We start from the raw sequence: 25,007 nt of genomic DNA, 5'->3' as shown, positions 1-25,007 counted from the left end.
TAGGCGAACAGGACAGATCGGGTGGACCTACGTAGGCACCGCCTGGCGCGGCGGAGATAACGTCGGTGCAGGTAACGCGTGGGGGCGCGGACGCACAGGAACCCGGATCATCCGCGGAGCCGCCCCGGGAGATGTCGTCGGACGTCGCAGCCGGGTCCGGTCCCGGGTGAGGTGACGACCGGCGAAACCGTGACCCCGTCTGGGGCGGGGACACGGGTCGACGCCGCCGCACTCTGGGGATGATGCGGCGGCGTCGATGGTCCGCGGCGTCGAATCGCCCGCGCGGAGGTGTCAGACGCGTGCGAGCGCGAGGAGCTCGACCCGATTCGCGCAGCCGTATCGGCGCAGCATGCGGGAGACGATGCCTTCGACAGTCCGCGGCGACAACCGCATCCTCGTCGCGATGACGCGGGTGGGTTCGCCGTGGGAGAGCCCACGAAGGACCTCGCGTTCCCGCGTCGAAGGAGTGACGTCACGGAGGAACGAGTCAGCCGCCCAGGGTTCGCGCCCGACCTCCCGCGCCAGGGCCAGCGCGAGGGACGCTGCGCCGCGTCGCACGGGCGAATCGGCGGCGAGACGAGGCCACAGCTGGCCGAGCAGACGCACGGCGAGAAGGTCCGCGCCGTGTCCTCGCAGCCGGCGGACGACCGCGAGGGCTTCAGCGTGATCCCCCGTGGACACGAGGGCTCGGGCGACGTCCTCGGTCACCGCCGTACGCGTCGTGCGACTCGGTCCCGGCCCCGCCAGCACCTGCTCCGCGGCGGCCTCGCTCCCCGCGACGAGAGCCATGAAGAGCAGCTCCGCGCGCTGAGCGGGGAAGCCGTCATCCCCCGCTTCGGCCGCAAGGCGCAGCAGGCCCGGGACGGCCTCGGGGCCGAACCCCGCATCTGCGATCACGCGAAGGCCCTCGGTGATCGAGGACAGGGCCCAGAACCCGTGGTGGCCGCCGGGGCGGTCTCGCCCCGAGGTGTCCCCCGGATTCCCCGTCGCGCGGGCGAGGGCGTCGGCGAACGGGCGCAGTCCGAACGGGTCGCGCTCGGAGACGGCGACCGCCGCTCTCCTCAGCCCGCGTCTGGCCCGCTCAAGTATGCCGGTGCGGGCGACGACGGAGGCACGCATGAGGTCGTGAAGAGGCGCGAGACGCGCCGAGCCGATCACGTCGTACTCGCGGCTCCAGAGCGGCGGAGCATCGGAGACGGGCCGCCAGCCGAACTGCTCGTGCAGGATGAGCAGCAGCGCGGCGGTCTGGTCCTGGCACTCGCGATAGCCGGGTTCGCGATGAGCGTCGTCCAACAGAGCCAGCAGCACCTCGCGTCCGGCATGCGGTTCTCCTCGGAAAGCGAGGTGCGCTCCCCGCCAGAGGCGGGCGGCCATCTCTTCGGCGGGATCCGTGCTCAGTGTCCCGGACCGCAGAGCGACCGGATCGATCTCGTCCTCCGTCGAAACGAGGGCGGTCAGGAACACAGAGCCGTCCGCGACGGCGGCGCCGGCGGCTCGAGAACTCTCGTTCAGGCGCCGGAGGGCCGCTCGGGCGTCAGGACGGAACACGGCCAGTCGGGCGAGCAGGTGCGCGGCGTCCGCGATGCTCGGCGTATCGCCTCGGGTCACCCTGGCGATGCGCTCGTGGACGCGGGCGAGGGCCCGCGACACGTCGCCGCACACGGCGTCGACCCGTGCCCGAAGGACCCAGAGGTCCGCATCGTCGTCACCGGGGATCGCGTCGAGGAGGGTTCGGGCGTCGTCGAACCGCCCGACGCCGAGGGCGAGTCGGGCGAGCCGCGCGGTTTCCTCGGCAGGGAGGGCTCCTTCGGTGCGCACCCGCCACGCCGCGAGTCCGACCTCCGCAGCCGCGCCGCCGTCGCCCTCGCTCATCTCCCGGCCGAAGTCGTGCCATAGCCGTACGCCTTCTCCGGGGTGGCGGGATTCGGAGAAGACGACTCGCAGGGCGCCGACCCGCAGGGACAGGCTTCGGTGACCGCCGGCGGTGAAGCGATCTGCGCGCAGCAGACCCTGCTGCCGCAGTGAGGCGACCACGTCACCTCCCAGGAGCCGCCGTGCTGACCGCTCGGGAAGCGAACCACCCAGGGCTGCAACGTGCAGCGCACGGCGGTGTGCGGGGCCGAAGCCTGCGAGGAGAGCGTCCGAGGAGGCTCGGAGCGCGTCCTCGAAGGCGGACTCCCGGTGCGGATCCCACACCCACTCATCGTCGTCACGAATCAACGCGCCGGCACGCACCGCCGCGGCCGTCACGGACGGGAGCAGCCCCTGGTGTCCTCCGCTGACCTCGCTCAGACGCGACACGGCGACGGCGCTCGGCTCCCCTCTCAGATGTTCTCGCATCAGCAGCCGCACGCGGGTCGTGTCGACCGGGCGGATCTCCTCCACGCAGAGGACTCCCGACGCCGTCAGCTGACGGAAGGACTCCGGCAGCCCGGAACGGGAGGGCGTGAGGATCACGAGGAAGCCCCGCCCCTCCCCGGCGATGCGGCTCAGTCGAGCGGCCTGGGCGGCATCGAGCGTGTCCGCCCGTTCCACGAGGATGAGCGGCGGGACCGGTCGCGTGATGAGGGGGAGCGGGTCGAGGGCATCGGAGACGGGGGACCAGCGTCCCTCGCTCTCGACGTGGACGACGAGCTCGGTGCTCCCGTCTGCGGAGGTAAAGGGCTGCACGAGGATCGCGTCCTCGACGAGCAGGTGATCCCGTAGCGCGGCGGCCCCCCACATCCCGGGCAGCGCGACGACACCCCCGCCTCTGCTGCCGCCCGTGTGGCAGCGGGCATGCTCGGCCCGGATGAGCTCGGCGATGGCCGTGAGTGTCTCGTCTCCGGAGCGGGTCATCCGTTCAGCTCCGCCCAGAGCTCGTGCCGGCTGCGCACCCCCAGCTTGCGATAGCCGTTGCGCAGATGGGTCTCGACGGTACGGGCCGAGATCCGCAGACGGACGGCGATCTCGGCGTTGCCGAGGCCGTCGCAGACCAGCGCTGCCACCTCGCGCTCGCGCGCGCTCAGCGCGTCAGAGGACCGGTGCCCGCGAGCGGCACCGCGGGCACCGGTCCTGCGGTGCAGGCCCGGAGCCGCGATCGGGTCCGTCGCCGCCCGGATCCTCCCCACCGCCTCCGGGTGGGCGAACGTCGGAGCTGCTGCGAGCCCCGCGAGTGCTCTCTCTCGCGTATCGTGATCCCGGGCGGCGACGGCGCGCAGCGCACGGGCGAGCTCCGTGTCGAGGGGGGAGTCGGCGAGGACGTCCGCGACACGGGGGACCAGATCCGCCGGGAGCTCCTCGAATCGTCGGAGGACCACGGCGCGGAGGGCGGGAAGCACTCGTGCGCGTTCCGACCTCGGGGAGTCGAGGATGACGCGCAGATGGTCTGGGGATGAGCGCAGGGCCTCGGCCAGCGGCAGCAGCCGGGCGGCACCGGCATCGAGGATGGAGGAGCCGACCTCGCCGATGCCGAGGTACTCGGTGTCGGTCAGGCCTGTGTACGCCGTCACACCCAGGACGAGGCCGATCAGCTCGACCACGGGGCGGATACGCCGCCGCAACGGGACGCCGGAGTGGAGCTGGGCATACGCCTCCGTCATGCGTCGGCGCAGCGACCCCTCCGGCTCACCGGTCAGGTAGCCGCGGATCAGGTCCATCATCTGGGTCGCGCACAGTGCCGGGACCATGCGTTCGTCCGATGCGCGGTACCAGGGCAGCGTCTGCATGGCCTCGGCCGGCTCGCCGATGCAGCACTGCGCGAACTGGGTGCTCAGGTGCAGCCACTCGGCGGCGTACAGGGGGACCTCGGCGGTGGCTGCGGCGGCGCGGAACGCTCTCAGCATCCGGGCGGCCTCCACCTGGTCGCCGACGGCGGCGTGCGCGGTCGCGAGCAGTGCGAGGGCGTGCAGGTGCGCCAGCTCGTGGTATCGGTCGCCGGGAACCGGGCGCGGCACGATCCGCCGGCCGTAGCGCGCGATCAACTCCTCGGGGCCGCGCTCGTGCCAGAGCACCATCATGCGGAGGGCGTGCAGGACGGAGTCGTCGTCGGGCTCGCCGCCTGCCAACCGCTCCAGTCGCGTGAGGATGGAGAGGACCGGTGCCGTCTCCTGGAACGTCACGATCCGGATATACGCGGCGAATCGCAGGGCTCCGGGATCGTCTCCGAGCGCGGCGAGCACCGACAGAGCATGCTTCGCGCGCCCGGACTGCAGCTCGATGCCGGCCCGCACGATCTCGGTCTCGACCGTGCGCTCCCGCATGCCCTCCAGCAGGATCTGGGCGCGGGGCAGCAGTCCGGCGGCCGAGCAGTCACGCGCGCCCTGCAGGAGCTCGGCGTCGTCGAAGTCGATCCCCGCACGCACGGCGGCGAAGACCGAACGCCGCGGATACCGGGACGCCGGCCGGTCCTCCCACAGGCGCCGACGCTCGTCGAGGGGAAGCTCCCAGTCGGCGATGGAGAGCTCCAGGGCGAAACGCAGAGCGCGACAGCCGAGGCGGACGTGCGCTCCCTCCCAGGCGACGAGCCCCGACTCCTCGAGTCGGGCCAGTGCCTCCGCCTCCCCGGCGTGCCGGGATTCCGCGGGAGGCAGCTCGCCGAGGAGCGCCAGTCGGAAAAGGACGTCCCGCTCCTGCGATGCCAACGCCGGCACGTGCCAGGCACGCGCACACAGGGTGGCCGACTCGTCGAGGAAGGCCGGGGTGCCGTCGAACACGATGACGCCGTCGACGAAGGCGAGCCAGCCCTCGTCCAGTCCGTGCGAGAGCACGGCTGACGCGGCCGCGGCATTCCCCGAGGACACATCGAGGAGATACGTGCGCACCGCAGCGGAGGCGCTCGCCCCGAGTTCCTCGCGGATGAGGTCGGCGACGTCCCCGTCGTCCAGACGCGGCACGGTCACGTGAAGGCCGCGCGGGGTCCCTAGCGCCTCGCCGAAGCGCCGGGCGACCGTTCCGCGGGAGGTGCACGCGACCATGCCGACGCGGTCGTCGCGTGAGAGCATCTCCAACACGTCAAGTGATCGCTCGTCCAGCAGTTCCGTGTTCTCCGCCACGAGAAGAGTCGTCTTGTCCCCGCGGGTCGCGGCCTCGTAGCGGTCGCGGAGGAGCGTGAGGGCCTCGCCGCGGGTGAGCCCGGGCCGCTCCGCGAAGACCGGCAGGGATCGGGTGGAAGCGGCCTCGGTGCCGTCTGTCGGAGCGGCGGGCGCGCAGATCAGCAGGCGTCGGCCGGTCCGGGAGGCGACGCGCCGCAGCAGCGTGCTCTTGCCGACCCCGGTGTTCCCCTCAAGCACCAGGATCGGTGTCGCCGCACTGTCGCAGTGCGCGACGAGCAGATCCTCCACGCTCCGTCGCGCGGATACGTCCGCAGACTGCATATCGGTCCCCCTCCGTGGGCGGCACCCCCAGGCCGCCGCCCGTCCCCTGACGGGCGATCGCATGGATTGTATGTCACAGACGTCCTAGATGGCAGCAGTTCTTGACGGAGCGAGGCGACAAAGGCATGAATCGCACACCAGAAGCGATAACCCGGGGATGCTGATGCAGTTCTGCAAGCTTGCGATCGTGTAATGTTGCAGGGCTGCAAGTTGTTGTCGCCACCGTCGGCGCCCGCGTCGATCCGTCGGCGGCGGGTGCGACGTCATCCCTCGTCCTCGGAAGGCCGCATGACCACCGCCACCGACATCACGGAGAAGGCCGAGGCGGAAGCCCCCGCCTCCGCGCCGATCATGACCCACCGGCAGATCATGCTCGTGATCTACGGACTCATGGCCGGGATGTTCCTCTCCTCGCTCGCCCAGACCGTCTTCGGCACCGCGATCCGCACGATCGGCGACGACCTGCACGGCCTCGACCAGCAGGCCTGGGTCACGACGGCCTTCCTCATCACCTCGACCATCTCGGTGCCGCTCTACGGAAAGCTCTCGGACATCTTCGGGCGACGCCCGCTGTTCCTCATCGGCATCGTCATCTTCATCCTCGGCTCGCTGGCCTCGTCGTTCTCGACCTCGATGATGAGCCTGGCGGCCTTCCGCGCCTTCCAGGGCGTCGGGGCCGGGGCGCTCATGGCGCTGCCGCTGGCGATCATGGGCGACATCCTCGCGCCGCGCGAACGGGCCAAGTACCAGGGCTACTTCTTCGCGGTCTTCGGCATCTCGACGGTGATCGGCCCGCTCGTGGGAGGCCTGTTCGCCGGCGCTGACGAGATCCTGTGGATCGACGGCTGGCGGTGGTGCTTCCTCATCAACATCCCCATCGGGCTGGTCGCGCTGTACATGGTCACGCGGTTCCTGCACCTTCCGAAGATGGCCAAGCACCATGGGCCGCGCATCGACTGGTGGGGCGCCGCGGCGGTCATCGTCGCCCTCGTCCCGCTGCTGCTCGTGGCCGAGCAGGGCCGCGAATGGGGCTGGGGATCCGTGGCGGCGATCGCCTGCTACGTGACCGGTGCCGTCGGCCTCGTGGCGTTCGTCCTCATCGAGATCGCCATGAAGCAGGACGCCATCATCCCCATCTCGCTGTTCCGCTCCGGGACCTTCTCCATGGCGACGGTGATCGGCGTGCTCGTCGGCTTCGGCATGTTCGGGGCGATGATGACCATCCCGCTCTACATGCAGATCGTGGTGGGGCTGAACCCGACCGAGTCCGGGCTGTCGATGATCCCCATGGTGCTGGGTCTGATGATCGCCTCGCTCGGATCCGGACAGATCACCGCCCGGACGGGGCACTACCGGATCTTCCCCGTGCTCGGCACGCTGTTCACCGCCGTGGGCTTCCTCCTGCTGACGATCGTGCATTACGACACCCCGCTCTGGCAGGTGATGCTCGCGATGTTCGTGGTCGGGCTCGGCCTCGGTCAGCTGATGCAGTCGCTGGTGCTCGCGAGCCAGAACTCCGTCGACCCCCACGAGATGGGCGTCGCCTCCAGCGCGGCGACGTTCTTCCGCCAGATCGGCGGGACCCTCGGCACCGCGATCATGCTGTCGGTGCTGTTCACCGTGCTGCCGACGAACATCGTGCACGGCATCTCGGACAGGGACACGCTCACCGAGGCGCTCGACGCCGCGATGGATCCCGCGGTCGCGGAGAAGCCGGGCAACGTCGCGATCATGGACCAGCTCTGGGGGCCGATCGTCACGCCGATCGAGGCGAAGATCCAGGAGCAGCTCGACCAGGGCGCGGCGCAGGCCACGGCGGCGGCCAGCGCCGCCGTGGCCGACGCGGTGAGCCAGCAGGTGCAGCAGGGCGTCGCGGCGGGCGCGATCCCCGCCGAGGGCGCGCAGGCGGTCATCGACCAGCAGGTGGCCGCCGCGCTTCCCGCCGCGCAGGACGCCGCGCTGGCCGCGGCCGCCGAGAAGGCGCACGCGGCGGTCGTCGACGGGTCGCTGCGCGTCGACTGGGCGGACGCGGCGCAGCGCGGCCACTGGGTCGGCCAGCTGGTGCCCGAGCTGGAGAAGCAGATCGGCGCGGAGGACTCGGACGTCGCGAGCGCCTCCGGCGGGTCGATCAGCGACACGTCGTTCCTCACGGGCGCCGACGCACGGCTCACGAAGCCGTTCATGGTCGGCTTCACGCAGTCCACGGTCACGATCTACTGGGTCGGCTTCGGCGTGCTGCTGCTCGCCTTCGTCCTGTCCTGGTTCTTCCGCGTGCCGCCGCTGCGCCGCGTCTCGGCGCTGCAGGAGCAGGCCGACCTCGCCGGTATGACCGACACCGGGAGCATCCGAGTCCACCGGGGCTGAGAGGATGGGCACGGGGATCCGCCGCCGCGCGCGCCGGATCCGCCCCCTCGCCGAGGGGCGCAGCGGGCGAGAACCGCGGAGGAGCAGCGGATGACCAACGTCGACACGACCGACAGCGCCGGTCGTCGCGAGCGCAAGAAGATGCAGACGCGCAAGGCCATCCACGAGGTCGCGCTGCGTCTGGTCGAGGAGCACGGCCTCGACGGCATGACCGTCGAGCAGATCTGCGCGGCCGTCGACGTGTCTCCTCGCACCTTCTTCAACTATTTCCCGTCGAAGGCGGCGGCCGCTCTGGACCTTCCGGAGACGGTCGTCTCGGCGGCGTCGGCGGAGCGGTTCCGGCAGACGGACGGCGAGCTGGTCCCAGCGCTGTGCGCGCTGATCGGCGCGTCCCTCGACGACGGCGTCGACCGGGGGCGGATGAAGGGTCTCGTGCTCAAGAGGCCGGAGCTGCTGCCCGCGTTCGCGCAGTGGATGGGGGCCGCCAGGGAGCAGCTGGTGCGCCTCGCCGCCGAGCGCGCGCGGTCGGAGCAGGAAGCCGCCGCGGCGGTGGCCCTCGTGATGGCCGCGCTGAGCATGCTCGTGCACGCGTCGTCCTCGCCGGAGCGCTCCGGCGTCGACCGGCTCCGCGAGATGGTGGACCGGCTCGTCGCGGTGCGAACGGCCGGCATGACCCCGCTGCCGCCCCAGGGCTGACGCCTCGCCCAGAGAACGGACACGCCCGGGCGGTGTCAAGGGGTCCCGGTCGATCAGCGGACCCCGTGGACAACCGTCGCGTCCCTCGCCTATGGTGGAGGCGCGCGCACATGGGGATGATCGCACCGCCCGATTCCCCAGAGACGGCGGGACTACCCCAGAGTCATGCGATCCCGTGCGTGCGATTGGGCCCCCTCGAGTCGCCCAGTCCCCAATGGGCCACTCGAGGGGGCCGCTCTCGTGTCCCGGGGTCGGTGCTCCCCTGTTCGCCGACGTCCAGGAGCGGAGGACGCCGGAACGCTGGATCGGGCGGTGTCGGTGACAGACGAACGAGTTCGGCCTCGACCGTCCCCCAGCGAGCGGTCGACGGCATCACGGGATAAGCGATCCGGACGATCGTGCCGCGGTCGTGTCCTCTCCCCTTGTCGAACCCGTCGCGACCGTTCTCGTCCTCCGGGATATATTGTGCCACCGGGATGAAGATTTGTCCCCCAAATGGGGGACAAATCTTCCGGATCCGCGATATGCTGATCGGGACGCACCCTCCGGTCGTCTTGGCCCTCACCGCTCCCCCCGCGGTGAGGGCCGCACTCGTCTCCGGGGATCCTCGGTTAAGACAACGGTTATGTCTCCTTCTTGCGCGGGGTGTTGTGATCCCCCCTCCCTCCATTACGGTAAGAAGCGTCGGTGCGTCCTGCGTCGGCAACGCCCCCAGCAGAACGGCAGTAAATGAGCACCCAGGGCACAGTGAAGTGGTTCAACGCGGAGAAGGGCTTCGGCTTCATCTCCCCCGACGACGGTGGGGCGGATGTCTTCGCGCACTACTCCGCCATCCAGTCCAACGGCTACCGCTCGCTCGACGAGAACCAGCGCGTCGAGTTCGATGTGGCGCAGGGCCCCAAGGGCCTGCAGGCCGAGAACATCCGTCCGCTCTGACAGCGGCGCGGAGTCTCTCCGCGGAGGAATCAAGAGCTCCCCGGGCCCTGAGGGCCCGGGGAGCTCTGTTGTGTCCGGGACGTTCCATCCCGGTTTGGGGTCGGGTTTGGGGAGTTCCGGCCCCGGGAGGCGCCCCGAAGCCCCGGATCCCGCCCCAAACCGGGCTGGGAGCGGGGGGCGGGGGCGGGGGTGTGGGGGTCAGGCGTGGGAGCGACGTTCCCGGGCGCGCACCAGGCGGCCGATCTCGGTGCCGGCGGCGCGGACCAGGCCCGCGTACTCCTCGCGCAGCTCGGGCGTGACGCGTGAGCTCGGCGCCGAGATGCTGATCGCCGCGACCGGCTGACCGTCGTCGCCGATCACCACGGAGGCGGTCGCGAAGACCTCCTCGCGCCAGCGGGACGTCGTCGAGTAGCCCTGGCGACGGATCTGCGCGAGCTCCTCCTCCAGCTCCTCCACGGTCATCTCCGCCTCCGCCAGCTCGCGCGGGTGCGCATCGACGAGACGGCGCCGCCGCGCGGTGGACAGATGGGCCAGGATCGCCTTGCCCGTCGCCGTGCGGAAGATGGAGGCGGCGCCGCCGAGCGGCTCGACGTAGCGGACGGGATGAGGGCTCTCCAGGCGCTCGACCAGGATCACGGACGCCTCGCGGGGTACGGCGAGGTGGATCGTCTCCTGTGTGATCTGCCGCAGCCGCTCCATCTGATCCAGGGCGAGCGCGCCGACGCCGAACTGCTCCGCGAAACCCCGCCCGAGCAGCGCGGCGCGCACCGCCACGACCCACAGCGGGCGCGACGGGTCCTGCCGGGTGATCCAGCGCCCCTCCGCCAGCGTGTCGAGGGCGCGCTGCACCGAGCTCTTGGGCTCGCCGAGGTGCCTCGCGATCTCGCTCACCCCCACGGGCTGCAGATCCGCGATGCTCTCCAGAACCTCCAACGCACGCTCAACGCTTCGCATTGACGAACCTCCCTGGGTCGGTTATACATGTCTCGCCTTGCGGACAAGCGTTCCGTCCCACGGAACAATTTCACCCCTCAACTCTAACCGAGAACCCGCAACTGAACGAAGGAGTTTGGTCATGACAGCGTCCTCCCCGCGGCCGCGCCCCCGCGCGGTCCTCGCCGCCACGGCGCTCGCCGCCGCGAGCGCCCTCGCCCTCACCGCCTGCTCCGGCGGATCCGCCGAGACGACGGCCGACGCGGCCGGCGAGCCGCGGACCGGTGGCGTCCTGCGGGTCGCCGGCGGATCCGACGTCGGCGGCTTCGACCCGATCGTCACCCGCTCGACGGGCATCTTCGTGCACCGGGCCCTGACCCGCCAGCTCTATCTGCTCCCCACGGACGACGACAAGAGCGTGGCCCAGACGCCGGTGGCGGACCTCGCGACCGATCTCCCGGACGTCAGCGAGGACGGCACGGAGTACCGGATCACCCTGCGCGAGGATGCGCAGTGGGACACCGAGCCGGCCCGCGGCATCACCGCCGCCGACGCGGCCCGAGGGTTCAAGCGGCTGTGCAACCCGGTGCGGCCCGGCGGGTCCCTGGACAACTACATCGGCGTCATCGAGGGCATGCGGGAGTACTGTGACGCGTTCGCCGCGGTCCCGCCCGAGGCGGCGGCCATCAAGGACTTCGTCGAGGGCACCGACATCAGCGGCATCCGCGCGGACGGCCAGGATCTCCTGATCACGCTGGAGCGCCCGGCCAACGACTTCCCCTCCGTGCTGACGCAGGTCGCCATCGCGCCCATGCCGGTGGAGGCGCTGGACCACCTCCCCGACTCCCCCGAGTTCCGCGAGGCGTACGTCGCCTCCGGTCCGTACCGCATCGCGGACTATGTGCCGGACCAGAAGATGACGCTGGAGCGCAACCCGGCGTGGGTCGCCGACAGCGACCCGTACCGCAAGGCGTACGTGGACGGCATCGAGATCTCGATGAACAACACCGACCCCGGGCGGGTCCAGCGGCTGATCGAGAGCGGCGAGGCCGACTCCTACTTCGACCAGTCGGTCCCCACCGCGGATCTGCAGCGTCTCATGGCCGTGCAGGACCCGCAGCTCGTGCAGTTCGAGGACGGCGCGGTCAACCCGTACATCCTGCTGAACGTGCAGTCGCCGAACAACGGCTCCGCGCTGTCCAAGCCCGAGGTCCGCCAGGCGATCAACTACGCCGTGAACAAGGCGGCCGTGGCGCAGGTCGGCGGCGGTCCGGGCGTCAAGGAGCCGCACCACCAGCTCCTCAGCTCCGCCGTGGACGGCTTCGAGCCGTTCAACCTGTACGAGACGCCCGGCGACGAGGGCGACGCGGAGAAGGCGAAGGAGCTCCTCGCCGCCGCGGGCTATCCCGACGGCATCGACCTCAACTTCGTCTACGCCTCCGGCTCGCGCTACGACGCGTACGCGCAGGCGCTCGAGCCGGACCTGCGCGCGGCCGGGATCCGGCTGACCCTCATGCCGACCCCGGGCGCCAACGTCGACGGGCAGTACGTCCTGAACCGCGAGGCCACCGCCGGCGGCAGCTGGGACATCACGCTGAAGGCGCTGTCGCCGAAGTGGATCGGCAACGGCGCGCGGACGATGCTCATGCCCGGCTTCTACGGCGTGGACTGCGAGAACAGCACGACGAACCCGACCTGCTACGACAACCCCGAGATCAACGCGCTCATGGAGAAGGCCCGCGGTGCGCAGGACGCGGAGGAGGCAGCGGGCCTCTGGGCCCAGGTCGACCGCGCGCTGATGGAGGACGCGGCGGCCGTGCCGCTCATCTCCGGGAAGATCAGCCTTTACCACAGCAAGCGGCTGCGCGGCGGTGCGATCAACCTCGGATTCAACAACATCGAGCCGGGCCTCGTCTGGCTCGCCGACTGACCGTGCTCCCGAAAGGAAACCGATGAAGCACACCACCCTGCCCCAGGCCGGATTCGACGTCCCCGCGCTCTCGCTCGGATCGTACGAGACCTACTCGCGACTCGAGTACCGCGAGATCGTCGACATCGTGTCCCTCGCGCTCGAAGCCGGCATCACGCTGTTCGACGTGGCCCATTACACGCGGGCGCCGCATACCGAGGTGATCCTCTCCCGTGCGCTGGAGGACGCCGGAGCACCGGACACGACCCGGGTGATGACGAAGGTCTGGAAGGGGGACGACCCCGACGCCGACGTGGTCACAGAGCTCAAGGAGACCCTGTTCCGCCTCCGCCGCGACGACGTGGACATCGTGCTGCTGTACGGACCCCGGTGGGGCGTGGACGAGCCCATCGCCCACGCCCAGGACGCGCGCCGTCTCGTGGACGAGGGGCTGAGCAAGAGCTGGGGCGGGATCAACTGGGGCCCCGAGCACATCGGGTCGGTGGTCGACGCCTGCCGCGCGGACGGCGCACCGCTTCCGGTGCTGATGCAGCTGAAGTACAACATCGCCCGCCGCTCGGTCGGCGAGAGCCCCGCCTACCAGCGGGTCTTCGCGGAGTCCGGCATGCGGATGCAGGCGTCGGACTCCCTCGAAGGCGGCGTGCTGGCGGGGAAGGACCCGGCCGGCGCCGGGACCTCGGGCCGAGTTCTGGGTCGCGATCCCGGCCGGATCCGCGACCAGATCGTGGCCGCGATGCCGGCCATCCGGCGCATCGCCGACGGGTTCGGCGTCAGCACCGCCGAGCTCGCGCTCGCGTACGCGCTGGCGTACGAGTACACCGCCACGGTGCTGTTCGGGGCGTCCTCCGTGGCGCAGCTGAAGACGAACCTCGGCGCCGTCGACCTCGCCGAGCGCCACGGCACGGAGATCCGCGCCCGCCTGGACGAGGCGGTCCGGATCGACGGGCACACGCTGGACGTGCCCCCGGGATCCATCGTCCAGCCGCACGAGGACCCGTACCGAGAGCGATGACGACGGCAGAAGACGCCGTGCGGGGCGGGCCCCTCGGCCCTCCCCGCACCGAGCTCATCCGGCCCCGCCAGGAGCGCACGTCCCGTGCCGTCCTGCGCCGGCTCCTCCACGACCGCACGAGCGTGGCGGCGCTCTGCGTGATCGGCGTGCTCACGGTGCTCGCCCTCGCGGCCCCGGCGCTCGTCGAGCTCACCGGCCGTTCCGCGCTGGAACCCGATCGCCAGCACGGACTCACCGCCGCCGGGGTGCCGGTCGGGCCCGGCGCGGAGTTCTGGCTCGGCACGGACTTCGTGGGTCGGGACGTGTTCTCCCGGATCCTCCTCGGCACGACGAACACGTTCATGATCGCGATCGTGAGCGCCGTGGCCGCGATCCTCATCGGCACCGTGATCGGCACGCTCGCCGGCCTCTACGGCGGGATCGTCGACGTGGTCCTGTCCGCCGTGATCGACTTCGTCGTGGCGCTCCCCTTCCTCGTCATCGCGATGGCGGTCGTGGTGATCCACGGCGCCAGCGTCGGTGTGCTGATGATCACGATCGCGTTCTTCAGCTGGAGCACCGTCGCCCGCATGGTGCGATCGCTCGTCCTGACGATCCGCGAGCTCGACTACATCACCGCGACGACCACGCTCGGCGCGAGCGACGCCCGGATCATCGTGCGTCACATCCTGCCGAACATCGCCGGGCCCGTGCTCACTTACGGCAGCCTGCTGATCCCGCAGATCATCGTCATGGAGGCCTCCCTGTCCTTCCTCGGGCTGGGCGTTCCCCCGCCCGCTCCGACCTGGGGCGGCATGATCGCGGAGAACCAGAGCAACTACGCCATCGCGTGGTGGTCGATCCTCTTCCCCGGGATCGCGCTGCTGCTGTCGACCCTCTCCTTCAACCTCCTCGGCGACGGGCTGCGCGACGCGCTCGAGCCGGGCAGCCGCCCCGCGCGGCGCCGACGGAAGGACCGCTGATGCTGCGCTACGTGCTCAAGCGCCTCGGGGCCTCGGTCGTGGTGCTGTTCCTCGTGAGTCTCGCCGTGTTCCTCCTCTTCTTCGCGGGGACGCCGGGCAGCATCGCGCAGCGGTTCGCCGGCGAGGGGGCGGACCAGGCGACCATCGCGCTCGTCGAGCGCACCCTCGGCCTCGACCGGCCGCTGCCCGTGCAGTACTTCGACTGGCTCGGGCGGATCCTGACCTTCGACTTCGGGGTGTCGTTCCGCACCCAGGAGCCTGTGCTGTCCGGGATCCTCTCGCGGCTGCCCGCGACGGCGTCGCTGGCGGTCGGGGCGATCGTCCTGGCCGTGCTCGTGGCGGTTCCGCTCGGGACGCTCGCGGCGACCCGTCCGGGAAGCGCCGTCGACCGCCTCGTGTCGATCATGGCGCTGAGCGGGCTGTCCGCGCCGACGTTCCTCATCGGGCTCGGCCTGTTCTACGTCCTGTTCTTCCAGCTCAGCCGCGTGGGCGTGACCGCCTTCCCGTCCGGCGGGTATACGCCGCTCACGGAGAACCCGTGGGAGTGGTTCCGCCACCTCCTGCTGCCCTGGATGACGATCGCGCTGGTCAACATCGGCGTGTACGCCCGTTTCGTGCGGTCCACCATGATCGACGCGCTGAAGACGGACTACATCTGGTTCGCGCGCGCCAAGGGCATGGGCGAGCGGCGCATCCTCGGCCGGCTCGCGCTCAAGCCGTCGCTCGCGCCGCTGGTGACGCTCGTCGGCCTGGACCTCGGGGGACTGCTCGGCGGGACCATCATCACCGAGCGGATCTGGGGCATCTCCGGCATCGGATCGTTCGCCGTGAACGGCGTGATGAGCGGAGACCTCCCGGTCGTCATGGGCACCGTCATGGTCGCCGCGCTCTTCATCATCCTCATGAACCTCATCGTCGACGTCGTGTACGCGCTCATCGATCCGCGGGTGCGCCTGCGATGAGCGCGACGGAAGGAACCAGAATGACCGACACCCGTATCGGGCTGATCGTGCCGCCGCTCGCCGGCGCCGTCCCGCGGGATGCCGCGGACGTCTACCCCGGAGTCCCCTTCCTCGCCGAGGGACTCGGCCTTCGGGAGATGTCCGTGGCGGGGTACGACTCCGTGATCTCAGCGGTGCGCGGGGCGTCCGAGCGCCTCGCCGCCCGCGGCGCCGAGGCCGTCGTGCTGATGGGTACCTCGCTCAGCTTCTACCGCGGCAAGGACTTCAACGATGAGATCGTGGACACGATGCGCCAGGCCACCGGGCTCCCGGTGACCACGATGAGCGCGGCGATCGTCGATGCGCTGCGCGCCGTCGGCGTCGCACGCCCCGCCGTGGCGTCGGCGTACACCGCGGAGGTGCACGGGAGGCTGCTCCGGTTCCTCGCCCAGGAGGGGCTGGACGTCGCCGGCAGCGCGCATCTGTCCATCAGCTCGATCGACGAGGTGCACACGGTCGACGACGACACCGTGCACGACCTGGCGGTCGAGGCCGCGGAGGATCCGGGCTTCGACGGGATCCTCATCTCCTGCGGCGGGCTGCAGACCGCCCGGGCCGTGACCGCGCTCGAGGAGTCCTACGGCGTCCCCGTGGTGTCGTCGCCGCTGGCCGGACTCTGGGCCGCGGTGCGGCTCGTGCGCCCTGACGTCGCCGGGACCCACGGGTCGCGGCTGTTCCGGGTGCCGGCATGAGCGTCACGGAGGCCCCGGGCGGTCCCGCGCTGACGGTCGGAGGACTGACGGTCGAGTTCGCGACGACCGAGATCGTCGCGAACGCCGTCGAGGGGGTGAGCTTCCATGTGGGCCGCGGCGAGACCCTCGCGATCGTCGGGGAGTCCGGAAGCGGCAAGAGCGTGACCGCCCGCGCGCTGATGGGGCTGGTGGGTCGCCCCGGCCGGATCAGCGCAGGCTCCATCCGCCTGGGTGACGAGGAGCTCGTCGGGCGCTCGCCGCGGGAGATGCGCGCGATCCGCGGTGCCCGCATCGCGATGGTGTTCCAGGACTCGCTGTCCGCCCTGAACCCGGTGTTCACGGTCGGCCAGCAGCTGGTCGAGACGCTCCGCGTCCACCGCGGCATGAGCGGGCGCGAGGCGCGGCGCCGGGCCGTCGAGCTGCTGGATCGCGTGCGGATCCCGGACGCCGAGCGCCGGGTGGACCAGTACCCGCACGAGTTCTCCGGCGGGATGCGGCAGCGGGCGATGATCGCCATGAGCATCGCGCTGGAGCCCGAGGTGCTCGTCGCTGACGAGCCGACCACCGCTCTCGACGTGACCGTCCAGGCGCAGATCATGGCGCTGCTGGCCGATCTGCAGCGCGAGCGCGACATGGCGATGGTCCTCATCACCCATGACCTGGGCGTCGTCGCGCAGCGCGCCGACCGGGTGGCGGTGATGTACGCGGGCCGGATCGTCGAGGAGGCTCCGACGCGCGACCTGTTCCGCCGGCCCGCGCACGGGTACACCCGAGCGCTGCTGGACGCGATCCCGAGGCCGGACCGCGGGGATCGCCGGCTCGTGGCGATCCCGGGATCCGCTCCCCGGCTGGATCAGCGCGGGACCGGGTGTGCGTTCGCGCCGCGGTGCCGCTTCGCCGTGGACGCCTGCCGCGACGGGATCGTGACGAGCACGGTGGGCCCGGGGCACCGGACGGCCTGCCGCGAGTGGAGGAGGATCGCATCGTGAGCGCCGAGAGCGTGCTGCGGGCCGAGGGGCTCGTGAAGAGGTACCGCGCGGGACGGCAGACGCTGACCGCCGTCGACGGCGTGGACCTGGAGCTGAGGGCGGGCGAGACCCTGGGTGTCGTGGGCGAGTCGGGGTGCGGCAAGAGCACCCTCGCGCGGATGCTCATGGGCATCGAGCGTCCGGACGAGGGACGCGTGGAGGTCGGCGGCCGGGTCCTGCCCGCGGGGCGGCGCCGCTTCCGGGAGTCCAGCCGGCACATCCAGATGATCTTCCAGGATCCGTACACCTCGCTGGATCCGCGTATGACCGCCGGGGACATCGTGCGCGAGCCCTTCGAGATCCATCGCAGCCGGCTCGGCCGCGCGGAACGCGACGGACGGGTGGCGGAGCTGTTCGAGCGCGTGGGCCTGTCCCCCGACCTGCGCAGCCGATACCCGTCGGAGTTCTCCGGGGGTCAGCGCCAGCGCATCGGGATCGCCCGCGCCCTGGCCCTGGAGCCGAGGGTGATCGTGTGCGACGAGCCGGTCGCGGCCCTGGACGTCTCGGTGCAGGCGCAGGTCGTGAACCTGCTCATGGACCTCTCCGCCGATCTGGGCATCAGCTACGTCTTCATCGCGCACGACTTGTCGATCATGCGGCAGATCTCCGACCGCATCGCGGTGATGTATCTCGGGCGCATCGTCGAGGAGGGGCCGGCGGACGAGGTCTTCGACGCCCCCGCCCATCCCTATACGCGGGCGCTGCTGGATGCGGTGCCGATCCCCGATCCGGACCGGCCCTCGGTCGACGCCGGGCTGCTGCAGGGCGATGTGCCGTCGCCGCTGCGAGTGCCCAGCGGATGCGCGTTCCGCACCCGCTGCCCGATCGCGACCGCGGTGTGCGCCGAGCAGCGCCCCGCGCTCCTGGCCCGGGGCGCGGGTCGCGCCGCCGCCTGCCACCACGCCCTCGCCCCCGCCTGACTCCCCCCTCCCCTGCGCCGGTTTGGGGCTCGGTTCGGGGGTTCGGGGCGTGTTTCGGGGTGGATCAGCCCCAGAACGGACCCCAAACGCAGGGAAAGGGGGATGAGGGGAGTCAGGACGAGGGGAGGAGGAGGGGGAGGAGGTCGATGGGGGTCGAGACGCGGGCGAGGGCGCCCTCCGCCTCGCCGGGCTCGCCGAAGCCCCACTCGGCGAAGATCACCGGGATGCCGAACGGCTCCGCCCCTTCGACGTCGTGGTGGCGGTCGCCGATGAGGACGGGGCGGCTGACGTCGACCCCCGCGGCGGTGAGGCGCTCCAGGGCGCTCGCGATGACGGTGGACTTGTCGTCGTGACGGCCGGGGATGTCGGGCCGGGCACCCGCCATCACGACGAACTCCCCCGCCAGGCCGTAGTGCTCGAGGATCGCCGTGACCTGGTTCTCCGGCTTGCTGCTGGCCGTGGCCTGCGGGACGCCCGCGTTGGACACGGCGTGCAGCACGTCGGCTACGCCGTCGTAGATCCGCACGGACGCGGCGTACCCGTCCCGCGCCGCGAGTCCCCGGTACAGCGCCACCGCCTTCTCCGCGTCCGCCGGCGACAGACCGCCGCGGACCTGGAACGACTCGTACATCGGGGGCCCGATCCACAGCGAGAGCTCCGACTCCGCCGGCGCCGGCCGGCCGAAGGAGGTCAGGACCTCGACGAGACGCGGAAGGATGCCGGCCGAGGCATCCGCGATCGTTCCGTCGACGTCCCAGAGGATGCAGGAGTACGGGGATGCGGGCATGCCTCCACCCTATGGCGGCGGCGCCCCTCGCCCGTCCGCGGCGAGGTCCCGCGGGCGCTCCGAGGCGGATCGAGCGTCAGAAGAGGCGGGGGGCGCCGGACTCGATGCCCTTCATGTCCTCGTAGTCCAGCACGAGGCAGCGGATCCCGCGGTCCTCGGCGAGGACGCGTGCCTGCGGCTTGATCTCCTGCGCGGCGAACACCCCCTGGACCGGCGCGAGATGCGGGTCGCGCCCGAGCAGCTCCAGATAGCGCGTGAGCTGCTCGACGCCGTCGATGTCCCCGCGCCGCTTGACCTCGACGGCGATCGCCGCGCCGTTCGCGTCGCGCACCATGAGGTCGACCGGGCCGATCGCCGTGGGGAACTCGCGGCGCACGAGCGTCGCGCCCTCCGCGATCCGGTCCACCTGTTCGGCGAGCAGCCGCTGCAGGTCCGCCTCGACGCCGTCCTTCTGCAGACCCGGGTCGACGCCGAGCTCGTGGGCGGAGTCGTGCAGGACCTCGAAGATCTGCACGCGCAGGGCGTCGCCGGTCTTCTGGTGGGTGACCCGCCAGACCTCGGTGACGCCTGCGGACGCCTCCTCCTCGCCGGGCGTCTCGGTCTCGAGCCGGCACGGCGGGCTCATCCAGTTCAGCGGCTTGTAGCTGCCGCCGTCGGAGTGGACGAGCAGGCTCCCGTCGCCCTTGTGGACGAGGAGTCGGGTGGCCAGCGGCAGGTGGGCGTTGAGGCGGCCGGAGTAGTCGACGGCGCAGCGGGCGATGACGAGACGCACCCGACGAGCCTAATGTCGAGTGGTCACTTTCTGCGGGTTCGGGCGCTCTCAACCCACAGAAACTGACCACTCGGGCTCAGGTCAGCCGGTCGAGGGCTTCGAAGAGGCGGAGGTCCGTCACGGCCGCGCGAAGGATCAGGAAGCCGACGATGCCGACGATCCAGGCGGTCGTCTCGCCGCCGGTGCGGGCCAGCCAGTCCCCCAGCCGCCGCAGCGGACCCTCGATCTGCCGTGCGGCGACGATCCGCAGCACCAGCAGGATCAGCGCGGGCGCGATCATCAGCAGGCAGTACCCGGCGAGGGCGGCGACGCGCACGGGCGTGCCGTACCCGGCGTCCGCGAGCATCGTCATGGCCACGATGTATGGCAGCATCGTGGCCACCTCGACGAGACCGGCGGCGATCGCGACGCCGATGACGGTCAGCGGAGGCGTCGACGGATCCAGGAGCTTCTCCCGCCAGCGCACGAGACGCCCGGGGCGGGGAGTCGCCGCGGCTCCCTCGGCGGCCCCGGCGTTCCCGCCACCGGCGGACCCCGAGAGGGCGACGGGCGGCGGCGGGGCATAGGCGGAGCCCGGGGGCGCGGTGGCGTCGGAGACGGACGGCCGGAAGCCGGTCAGAGGGCGGTCCGCGCCGGCCGATTCCAGACTGCTGGCGCTCGCCGTCGTGGGCACCGCGACGGTCGCCTCCTTCTTCTTCGACCCCGGGATGAAGAAGGACCCGATGAGCAGGCCCGCGCCGACGACGAGCCGGAGGATCATCCCCGGCGTGGACGCGAAGAAGTCCGCGGCCACGTCCACGAGGTTGACCAGTCCCCACAGGAACAGAAGGCCGACCACCAGGTAGAACGCCGTGATCGCGCCCAGGTACAGCAGGATGCGTCCGACCCGCACGCGTCCCGGCGAGAGCAGCAGGAAGACCGGGATCAGCAGGGTGCCGACGCTGAGCCCGTCGAGCAGCGCGAGCACGGCGAGGGTCAGGGCGAGCGGAGAGTCCGCGAGGAGTTCCATGACGACCACCCTCGCCGGTCCGCGTCGCGCGCGGATCGGGCGAAGGTCGCAGGCGCGGCGCGGCCGCTCATCCTTTGGTCGGAGGACGCGGCGCTCATCCCTTCGACCGATGCGTGGGGCCGCGCCCCGTGATTCGATGGTGCGATGCAGCAGGGTGACGGCGAGCGGGTCGGGGAGCGGATCCGTGACATCGGCCGCCCCCCGCAGCCGGTGCCCGGCCTCGACCGGGTCCTGCCCGGCGTCGCCCGCCTTCTCCCTCGCGCCGCATGGGACGCGCTCGGCCTCGCGATCATCAGCGTCGTCGCGGCGCTGATCGGGCTCAGCGGCATGTGGGACGTGTTCCGCATCCCCGCGACTCCCGTGGATCCGTGGTGGAGCCTCGTCTTCGCCCTCCCCGGCTGCGTGCTCGTGTCGCTGCGGGAGCGGATCCCGCTCACCGCGCTGCTCGGGGCGACGGCGCTGTTCGCCGCGGACCTCGTCACGGCGGGCGGCCTCGGGTCCCTCCTCGTGCTGCTCGACGTCCTCTGGCACGCCGTGCACCGCGCCTCGGCGCGGGTCCGCCGGGGCATCGCGATCGGGATCGGCGTGGCCACCGCCGTCGTCTTCGTCGGCACGCTCGTGAGGGTCGGCGACCCCGGCGGGACGGGGGTCCGGGTGGCCGTGCTGCTCGCGCTCGCGATGGGGACGGTCCTCGGCACGGACTACTGGTGGGCGGTGGCGGTGGGGCGGGCCGAGGAGCTGGCCGAGCTGGAGAGCCGGCGGGCCGCGGACGACGCGCGCGAGACGATCCGCGACGAGCGCGAGGTGATGGCCCGGGAGCTGCACGACGTCGTCGCCGGTCACGTCTCGGCCATCGCGATCCGCACCGAGGCGGCGCTGTCCACTCCCCCGGACGAGGAGCGCGACCGCGCGGCGCTGCGCGCGGTGCGCGACGCGAGCCTCGACGCCCACGAGGCGCTGCGATCGATGATCTCGGTGCTGCGCGACACCGGGGGCGCGCTGTCCGCTCCCCCGCGTCTGGCGGACATCCCGGCGCTCGTGCGTGCCGGGGAGGAGTCCGGGCTGCGCATCCGGCACACCGACGCGCTGGCGGGACCGGTCGCCGAGCCGGTGGGTCAGGCGGCCACGGGCGTCGTGCGCGAGGCGCTGACCAACTGCGTGCGGCACGCGGCCGGCGCGGCGGTGGAGGTGCTGCTCGCCGGCGACGCGGAGCGGATCACGGTCCGGGTGGAGTCCCGCGGCGGCACAGGCGGGACCGGCCCGGCGCTGGCCGGATCCGGAACGGGGCTGGCGACCATCGCGACACGGATCCGCGCTCTGGGTGGCGACTTCTCCGCCGGCCCGGTCGCGGACGGCTGGTCGGTCCGGGCCACCCTGCCCCGGAAGGAGCCCGGATGACCACTCCCCCGTCCGCCACTCCCCCGTCCGCGTCCCCGGACGAGCGCCGTCCGACGGTCCTGCTCGCGGACGATCACGGCGCGATCCGCGCCGGCCTGCGCATCATGCTCGAGGCGCACGGGGTGGACGTCGTGGGCGAGGCGGCGGATGGGGAGGTCGCCGTCCGCAACGCGCGGGCATTGCGGCCGGACGTCGTGCTGATGGACCTGCGGATGCCGGGCCGGGACGGGATCTCCGCCACCCGGGAGATCGTCGCGGAGCAGCTTTCGGACGTCCTCGTGCTGACGAGCTTCGACGAGGACGAGCTCGTGCACGGGGCGATCGCCGCCGGGGCCGCCGGGTTCCTGCTGAAGACGGCCGACGCGGCGACGCTCGTCGACGCCGTCCGCGCGGTGGCCGCCGGGGACGGCGTGCTGGACCCCCGCGTCACCCGCCGCGCGCTCGCCGCGGCGCGGGAGGGGACGCTCGCGGCCGGCGCGAGCGCGGGGCCCGAGGCCGCGGACGCCCCGCTCGCCGAGCTGACGGCTCGCGAGCAGGACGTGCTCGACGGGATCCTCCACGGCTGGTCCAACGCGCAGCTCGCCGAGCGCCTGGGCATCTCGGTGCCGACGGTGAAGACGCACGTCTCCAACGTGCTCGCCAAGCTCGGCGCCCGCAGCCGCTCGCATGCCGCGGCGATCGTGGCGCGTCGGCGCGCGCACGAGCCGTCGAGTGGTCAGTTTCTGTGGGTTGACGGGCCCGCAACCCACAGAAACTGACCACTCGACAGGAGGGCTAGGGGGTGCGGCGGAGCGGGCGCGCGGCGGAGGAGAACAGGCCGGACAGGAGGGCGAGGCCGGCGAGGATGAACATTGTGTTCAGCAGGCCGATGTGCTCGCTGATGAAGCCCAGGACCGGCGGGCCGCCGAGGAACGCGACGTACCCGATCGTGGCGGCGGCGCTCACCCGGGCGGCGGCCTTCGCGGGGTCGTCCGCCGCTGCCGACATGCCGAGCGGGAAGCCGAGCGACGCCCCGATCCCCCACAGGGCCGCGCCGAGGAACACGAGCACGAGGTTGCCGTCCGCGAAGATGAACAGCAGGATCCCGGCCGTCGCCGTCGCGGCGAGCACACGCAGGATCGGCACGCGCCCGAACCGGTCGACGAGCGGGCCGCCGATGAGCCGGACGGTCGTCATGCCGACCGAGAACACTGCGAGGGCGGCGGCGCCGAGCTCCGGGGCGGCGTGGTGCCCCTCCACCACGCCGAGCGCGAGCCAGTCGTTCGCGCCGCCCTCGGCGAAGGACATCCCGAGCATCACGATCCCGAGCGCGTAGGTCCGCGGCTCGCGCCACACCTCCAGCGCCGCGTGCATCCGCTCGCTCCAGGCGGGCTTCTCGGCGTCCTCCGGGTCCTGCGTCGCATCCCGGGCGGGCACGTTCAGGAAGCACACCACCGCGGTCACGACGATGAGCGCCCCCATGATGAGCGCGTGGGTTGCCACGTCGAGCCCGAGGCGGGCCGCCAGCGCGGCCGCTCCCGCGCCGAGCACGGTCCCGAAGCTGAAGAAGGCGTGGAACACCGGCAGGATGGTCTTCCCCATGTGCTGCTCGATGGCGGTCGCCTCGACGTTCATCATCACGTCGACGGTGCCGTTGCCCAGTCCGAACAGGACGAGGCCGATCAGCACGACCGGGAGGGAGCCGAGCACGTTGGTGCCGATGCCGATGAGCATCACGCCCGCGCCGAAGCAGAGCATCGATACGAGCATCCCCCGCCGGGCGCCCGTGCGCGCCATGACGGCCGGGCTGGAGGAGATGCCGACGATCGAGGCGATGCCCATGCCGAGCAGCAGCAGCCCCACCTGGGCCTTGTCGATCTCCAGGGCGGCCTTGATGTCGGGGACGCGCCCCGCCCACGTCGCCACCGACAGGCCGCTGGCGAGGAAGATCGCGAAGATCGCGGCGCGCCAGCGCACGAACTGGGAGCGGGTCAGGGCGGTGTCCATGACGGATAGCGTATCGAATCGATTCGACTCCGGGCGTCGCCGGCGGGTTATCCTCGGACCATGACGACCCCGCCGGGCCCCGGGCCAGAGACGCCGGAGCGCGATCCCGCGCGCCGTGCCACGATCGCCGACGTGGCGCGCGCGGCGGGGGTGTCGCCCTCCACCGCCTCGGTCGTGTTCAGCGGGAAGGCGCCGGTGGCCGAGGCGACGAGGCAGCGCGTGATGGCCGCGGCGGCGGCGCTCGGCTATACCGGGCCGGACCCGCGGGCGGCGTCGCTGCGGCGGGGGAGGAGCGGGATCGTCGCCGTGGTGCTGGAGGAGCATCTGCGCACCGCGTTCCTGGATCCCGTCAAGACCGCGATGATGGACGGGCTCACCGACGGCGTCGCCACGCTCGGCGCGGGCGTGCTGCTCCTGCGCGACGACGCGGACGCCGGCAGCGACGCCCCGACGCTCGCGACCGCCCCGGTGGACGCGGTGGTGCTGATCGGCTGCAGCGGACGGATGCGCACCGCGCTCGACATCGTGCGCTCGCGGGGACTGCCCGTCGTGGTGATCGAGGGGGATGCGGGCGACGAGGTGCCCCGGATCGAGCTCGACAACCGTGAGGCGGCGGGACAGCTCGCGCGCCATCTGCAGGGACTGGGTCACGAGCGGGTCGCCACGGTCACCCTGCCGTTCGACGTGGAGCGGCGACGGGGAGACGTGGACGAGGATCGGATCGCGCAGGGCACCGTCGAGGTCACCCGCGAGCGGCTGGACGGCGTCCGGGAGGTGTTCCCGGACGTCCGCGTGGTGGCGTCGTCGGGCAGCTTCATCGACGAGGGCGTCCTCGCGGGACGCCTGCTGTTCGCGGGGCGCGGGACCCGCCCGACCGCGGTCGTCGCCCAGAGCGACCTGCTGGCCGCCGGCGTGATCCGCGCCGCGGAGGAGCAGGGGCTGCGTGTCCCGGAGGACGTCAGCGTGACGGGCTTCGACGGCATCCGCGTGGACGGGCTCGGGTCCCACATCCTCACGACCGCCGTGCAGCCGGCGGTGGAGAAGGGGCGTGCCGCGGGAGATGCCGTCGCGCGCATGCTGGCGGGGGAGCGGGCCGCGTCGATCCGGTTCACCTGCGTCTTCCGGGAGGGCACGACGACCGGACCGGCCCCGGCGAAGACGGCGGATGACGCCCCCGTGGACCGGAGGGGCGTCGGCGACCCGTAAAATAAGGAGTGAACCCGCCCG

Annotated in this window: 20 protein-coding genes; 13 read left to right on the top strand and 7 right to left on the bottom strand. The window is 71.9% G+C overall.

The window, feature by feature from the left end:
• Positions 1-291: 291 nt before the first annotated feature.
• Both V6R91_RS08965 and V6R91_RS08960 read right to left on the bottom strand, forming a co-directional pair.
• Entirely contained in the window at positions 292-2,838 is a 2,547-nt protein-coding gene (locus V6R91_RS08965) for a helix-turn-helix transcriptional regulator (RefSeq protein WP_336395215.1), read from the bottom strand.
• Positions 2,835-5,354, bottom strand: coding sequence for a helix-turn-helix transcriptional regulator (locus V6R91_RS08960; protein ID WP_336395214.1), 2,520 nt, complete (start codon positions 5,352-5,354; stop codon positions 2,835-2,837). The genes V6R91_RS08965 and V6R91_RS08960 overlap by 4 nt, the downstream gene beginning before the upstream one ends.
• A gap of 288 nt (positions 5,355-5,642) precedes the next feature.
• On the opposite strand from V6R91_RS08960, the gene V6R91_RS08955 reads away from it, so the two are divergent.
• The 3 genes from V6R91_RS08955 to V6R91_RS08945 all read left to right on the top strand — a co-directional run bounded on the left by V6R91_RS08955 (position 5,643) and on the right by V6R91_RS08945 (position 9,350).
• Entirely contained in the window at positions 5,643-7,718 is a 2,076-nt protein-coding gene (locus V6R91_RS08955) for an MDR family MFS transporter (RefSeq protein ID WP_336395213.1), read from the top strand.
• A 90-nt stretch (positions 7,719-7,808) separates the two neighbouring features.
• A complete protein-coding gene (locus V6R91_RS08950) occupies positions 7,809-8,414 on the top strand; it encodes a TetR/AcrR family transcriptional regulator (protein ID WP_271061906.1) in 606 nt (201 codons plus the stop codon).
• A 729-nt stretch (positions 8,415-9,143) separates the two neighbouring features.
• Positions 9,144-9,350 carry a cold-shock protein gene (locus V6R91_RS08945; protein WP_067250367.1) on the top strand — a complete coding sequence of 69 codons (207 nt, stop codon included), beginning with the start codon at positions 9,144-9,146 and terminating at the stop codon, positions 9,348-9,350.
• A 198-nt stretch (positions 9,351-9,548) separates the two neighbouring features.
• On the opposite strand, the gene V6R91_RS08940 is transcribed toward V6R91_RS08945, so the two are convergent.
• The gene (locus tag V6R91_RS08940; RefSeq protein ID WP_271061905.1) at positions 9,549-10,304 is read right to left on the bottom strand and encodes an IclR family transcriptional regulator; all 756 of its coding nucleotides are present in this window, start codon (positions 10,302-10,304) and stop codon (positions 9,549-9,551) included.
• Between the two features lie 121 nt (positions 10,305-10,425).
• Here V6R91_RS08940 and V6R91_RS08935 point away from each other — a divergent pair, with 121 nt between their 5' ends.
• From V6R91_RS08935 to V6R91_RS08905, 7 genes are read left to right on the top strand one after another with little or no spacing between them, the layout of a single operon-like run.
• Positions 10,426-12,213, top strand: coding sequence for an ABC transporter substrate-binding protein (locus V6R91_RS08935; protein ID WP_336395212.1), 1,788 nt, complete (start codon positions 10,426-10,428; stop codon positions 12,211-12,213).
• A 22-nt stretch (positions 12,214-12,235) separates the two neighbouring features.
• Entirely contained in the window at positions 12,236-13,225 is a 990-nt protein-coding gene (locus V6R91_RS08930) for an aldo/keto reductase (RefSeq protein ID WP_271061903.1), read from the top strand.
• On the top strand, positions 13,222-14,187 hold the full coding sequence (locus V6R91_RS08925) for an ABC transporter permease (protein ID WP_271061902.1): 966 nt from the start codon (positions 13,222-13,224) through the stop codon (positions 14,185-14,187). Before V6R91_RS08930 ends, V6R91_RS08925 begins: the two co-directional genes overlap by 4 nt.
• Entirely contained in the window at positions 14,187-15,149 is a 963-nt protein-coding gene (locus V6R91_RS08920) for an ABC transporter permease (RefSeq protein WP_271061901.1), read from the top strand. The genes V6R91_RS08925 and V6R91_RS08920 overlap by 1 nt, the downstream gene beginning before the upstream one ends.
• A gap of 20 nt (positions 15,150-15,169) precedes the next feature.
• The gene (locus V6R91_RS08915) at positions 15,170-15,880 is read left to right on the top strand and encodes an aspartate/glutamate racemase family protein (RefSeq protein ID WP_271061900.1); all 711 of its coding nucleotides are present in this window, start codon (positions 15,170-15,172) and stop codon (positions 15,878-15,880) included.
• Complete coding sequence (locus V6R91_RS08910) at positions 15,877-16,869, top strand: ABC transporter ATP-binding protein (RefSeq protein WP_336395211.1); 993 nt, start codon at positions 15,877-15,879, stop codon at positions 16,867-16,869. The genes V6R91_RS08915 and V6R91_RS08910 overlap by 4 nt, the downstream gene beginning before the upstream one ends.
• Complete coding sequence (locus tag V6R91_RS08905; RefSeq protein ID WP_336395210.1) at positions 16,866-17,828, top strand: ABC transporter ATP-binding protein; 963 nt, start codon at positions 16,866-16,868, stop codon at positions 17,826-17,828. Before V6R91_RS08910 ends, V6R91_RS08905 begins: the two co-directional genes overlap by 4 nt.
• Before the next feature lie 112 nt (positions 17,829-17,940).
• Here V6R91_RS08905 and V6R91_RS08900 read toward each other — a convergent pair whose 3' ends face one another.
• The 3 genes from V6R91_RS08900 to V6R91_RS08890 form a co-directional block, all read right to left on the bottom strand.
• On the bottom strand, positions 17,941-18,615 hold the full coding sequence (locus tag V6R91_RS08900) for an HAD hydrolase-like protein (RefSeq protein WP_336395209.1): 675 nt from the start codon (positions 18,613-18,615) through the stop codon (positions 17,941-17,943).
• A gap of 76 nt (positions 18,616-18,691) precedes the next feature.
• On the bottom strand, positions 18,692-19,387 hold the full coding sequence (gene nucS / locus V6R91_RS08895; RefSeq protein WP_067250373.1) for an endonuclease NucS: 696 nt from the start codon (positions 19,385-19,387) through the stop codon (positions 18,692-18,694).
• A 76-nt stretch (positions 19,388-19,463) separates the two neighbouring features.
• A complete protein-coding gene (locus V6R91_RS08890; RefSeq protein ID WP_336395208.1) occupies positions 19,464-20,396 on the bottom strand; it encodes a GAP family protein in 933 nt (310 codons plus the stop codon).
• 144 nt (positions 20,397-20,540) lie between these two features.
• Here V6R91_RS08890 and V6R91_RS08885 point away from each other — a divergent pair, with 144 nt between their 5' ends.
• Both V6R91_RS08885 and V6R91_RS08880 read left to right on the top strand, forming a co-directional pair.
• Positions 20,541-21,794, top strand: a complete 1,254-nt coding sequence (locus V6R91_RS08885) for a sensor histidine kinase (protein ID WP_336395207.1) — start codon at positions 20,541-20,543, stop codon at positions 21,792-21,794.
• Positions 21,791-22,552: a response regulator transcription factor gene (locus tag V6R91_RS08880; RefSeq protein ID WP_336395206.1), complete on the top strand. Its 762-nt coding sequence runs from the start codon at positions 21,791-21,793 to the stop codon at positions 22,550-22,552. The genes V6R91_RS08885 and V6R91_RS08880 overlap by 4 nt, the downstream gene beginning before the upstream one ends.
• A gap of 16 nt (positions 22,553-22,568) precedes the next feature.
• Here V6R91_RS08880 and V6R91_RS08875 read toward each other — a convergent pair whose 3' ends face one another.
• Complete coding sequence (locus tag V6R91_RS08875) at positions 22,569-23,780, bottom strand: MFS transporter (protein WP_336395205.1); 1,212 nt, start codon at positions 23,778-23,780, stop codon at positions 22,569-22,571.
• A gap of 60 nt (positions 23,781-23,840) precedes the next feature.
• On the opposite strand from V6R91_RS08875, the gene V6R91_RS08870 reads away from it, so the two are divergent.
• Positions 23,841-24,986 (top strand): LacI family DNA-binding transcriptional regulator, encoded by a 1,146-nt coding sequence (locus V6R91_RS08870; protein ID WP_336395204.1) that lies wholly within the window; start codon positions 23,841-23,843, stop codon positions 24,984-24,986.
• The last annotated feature ends 21 nt before the right edge of the window (positions 24,987-25,007 follow it).

This window comes from Microbacterium sp. CCNWLW41 (assembly GCF_037083505.1).
Note: the sequence above shows the minus strand (reverse complement) of the source record. Positions and strands in the feature narration are given on the sequence as shown.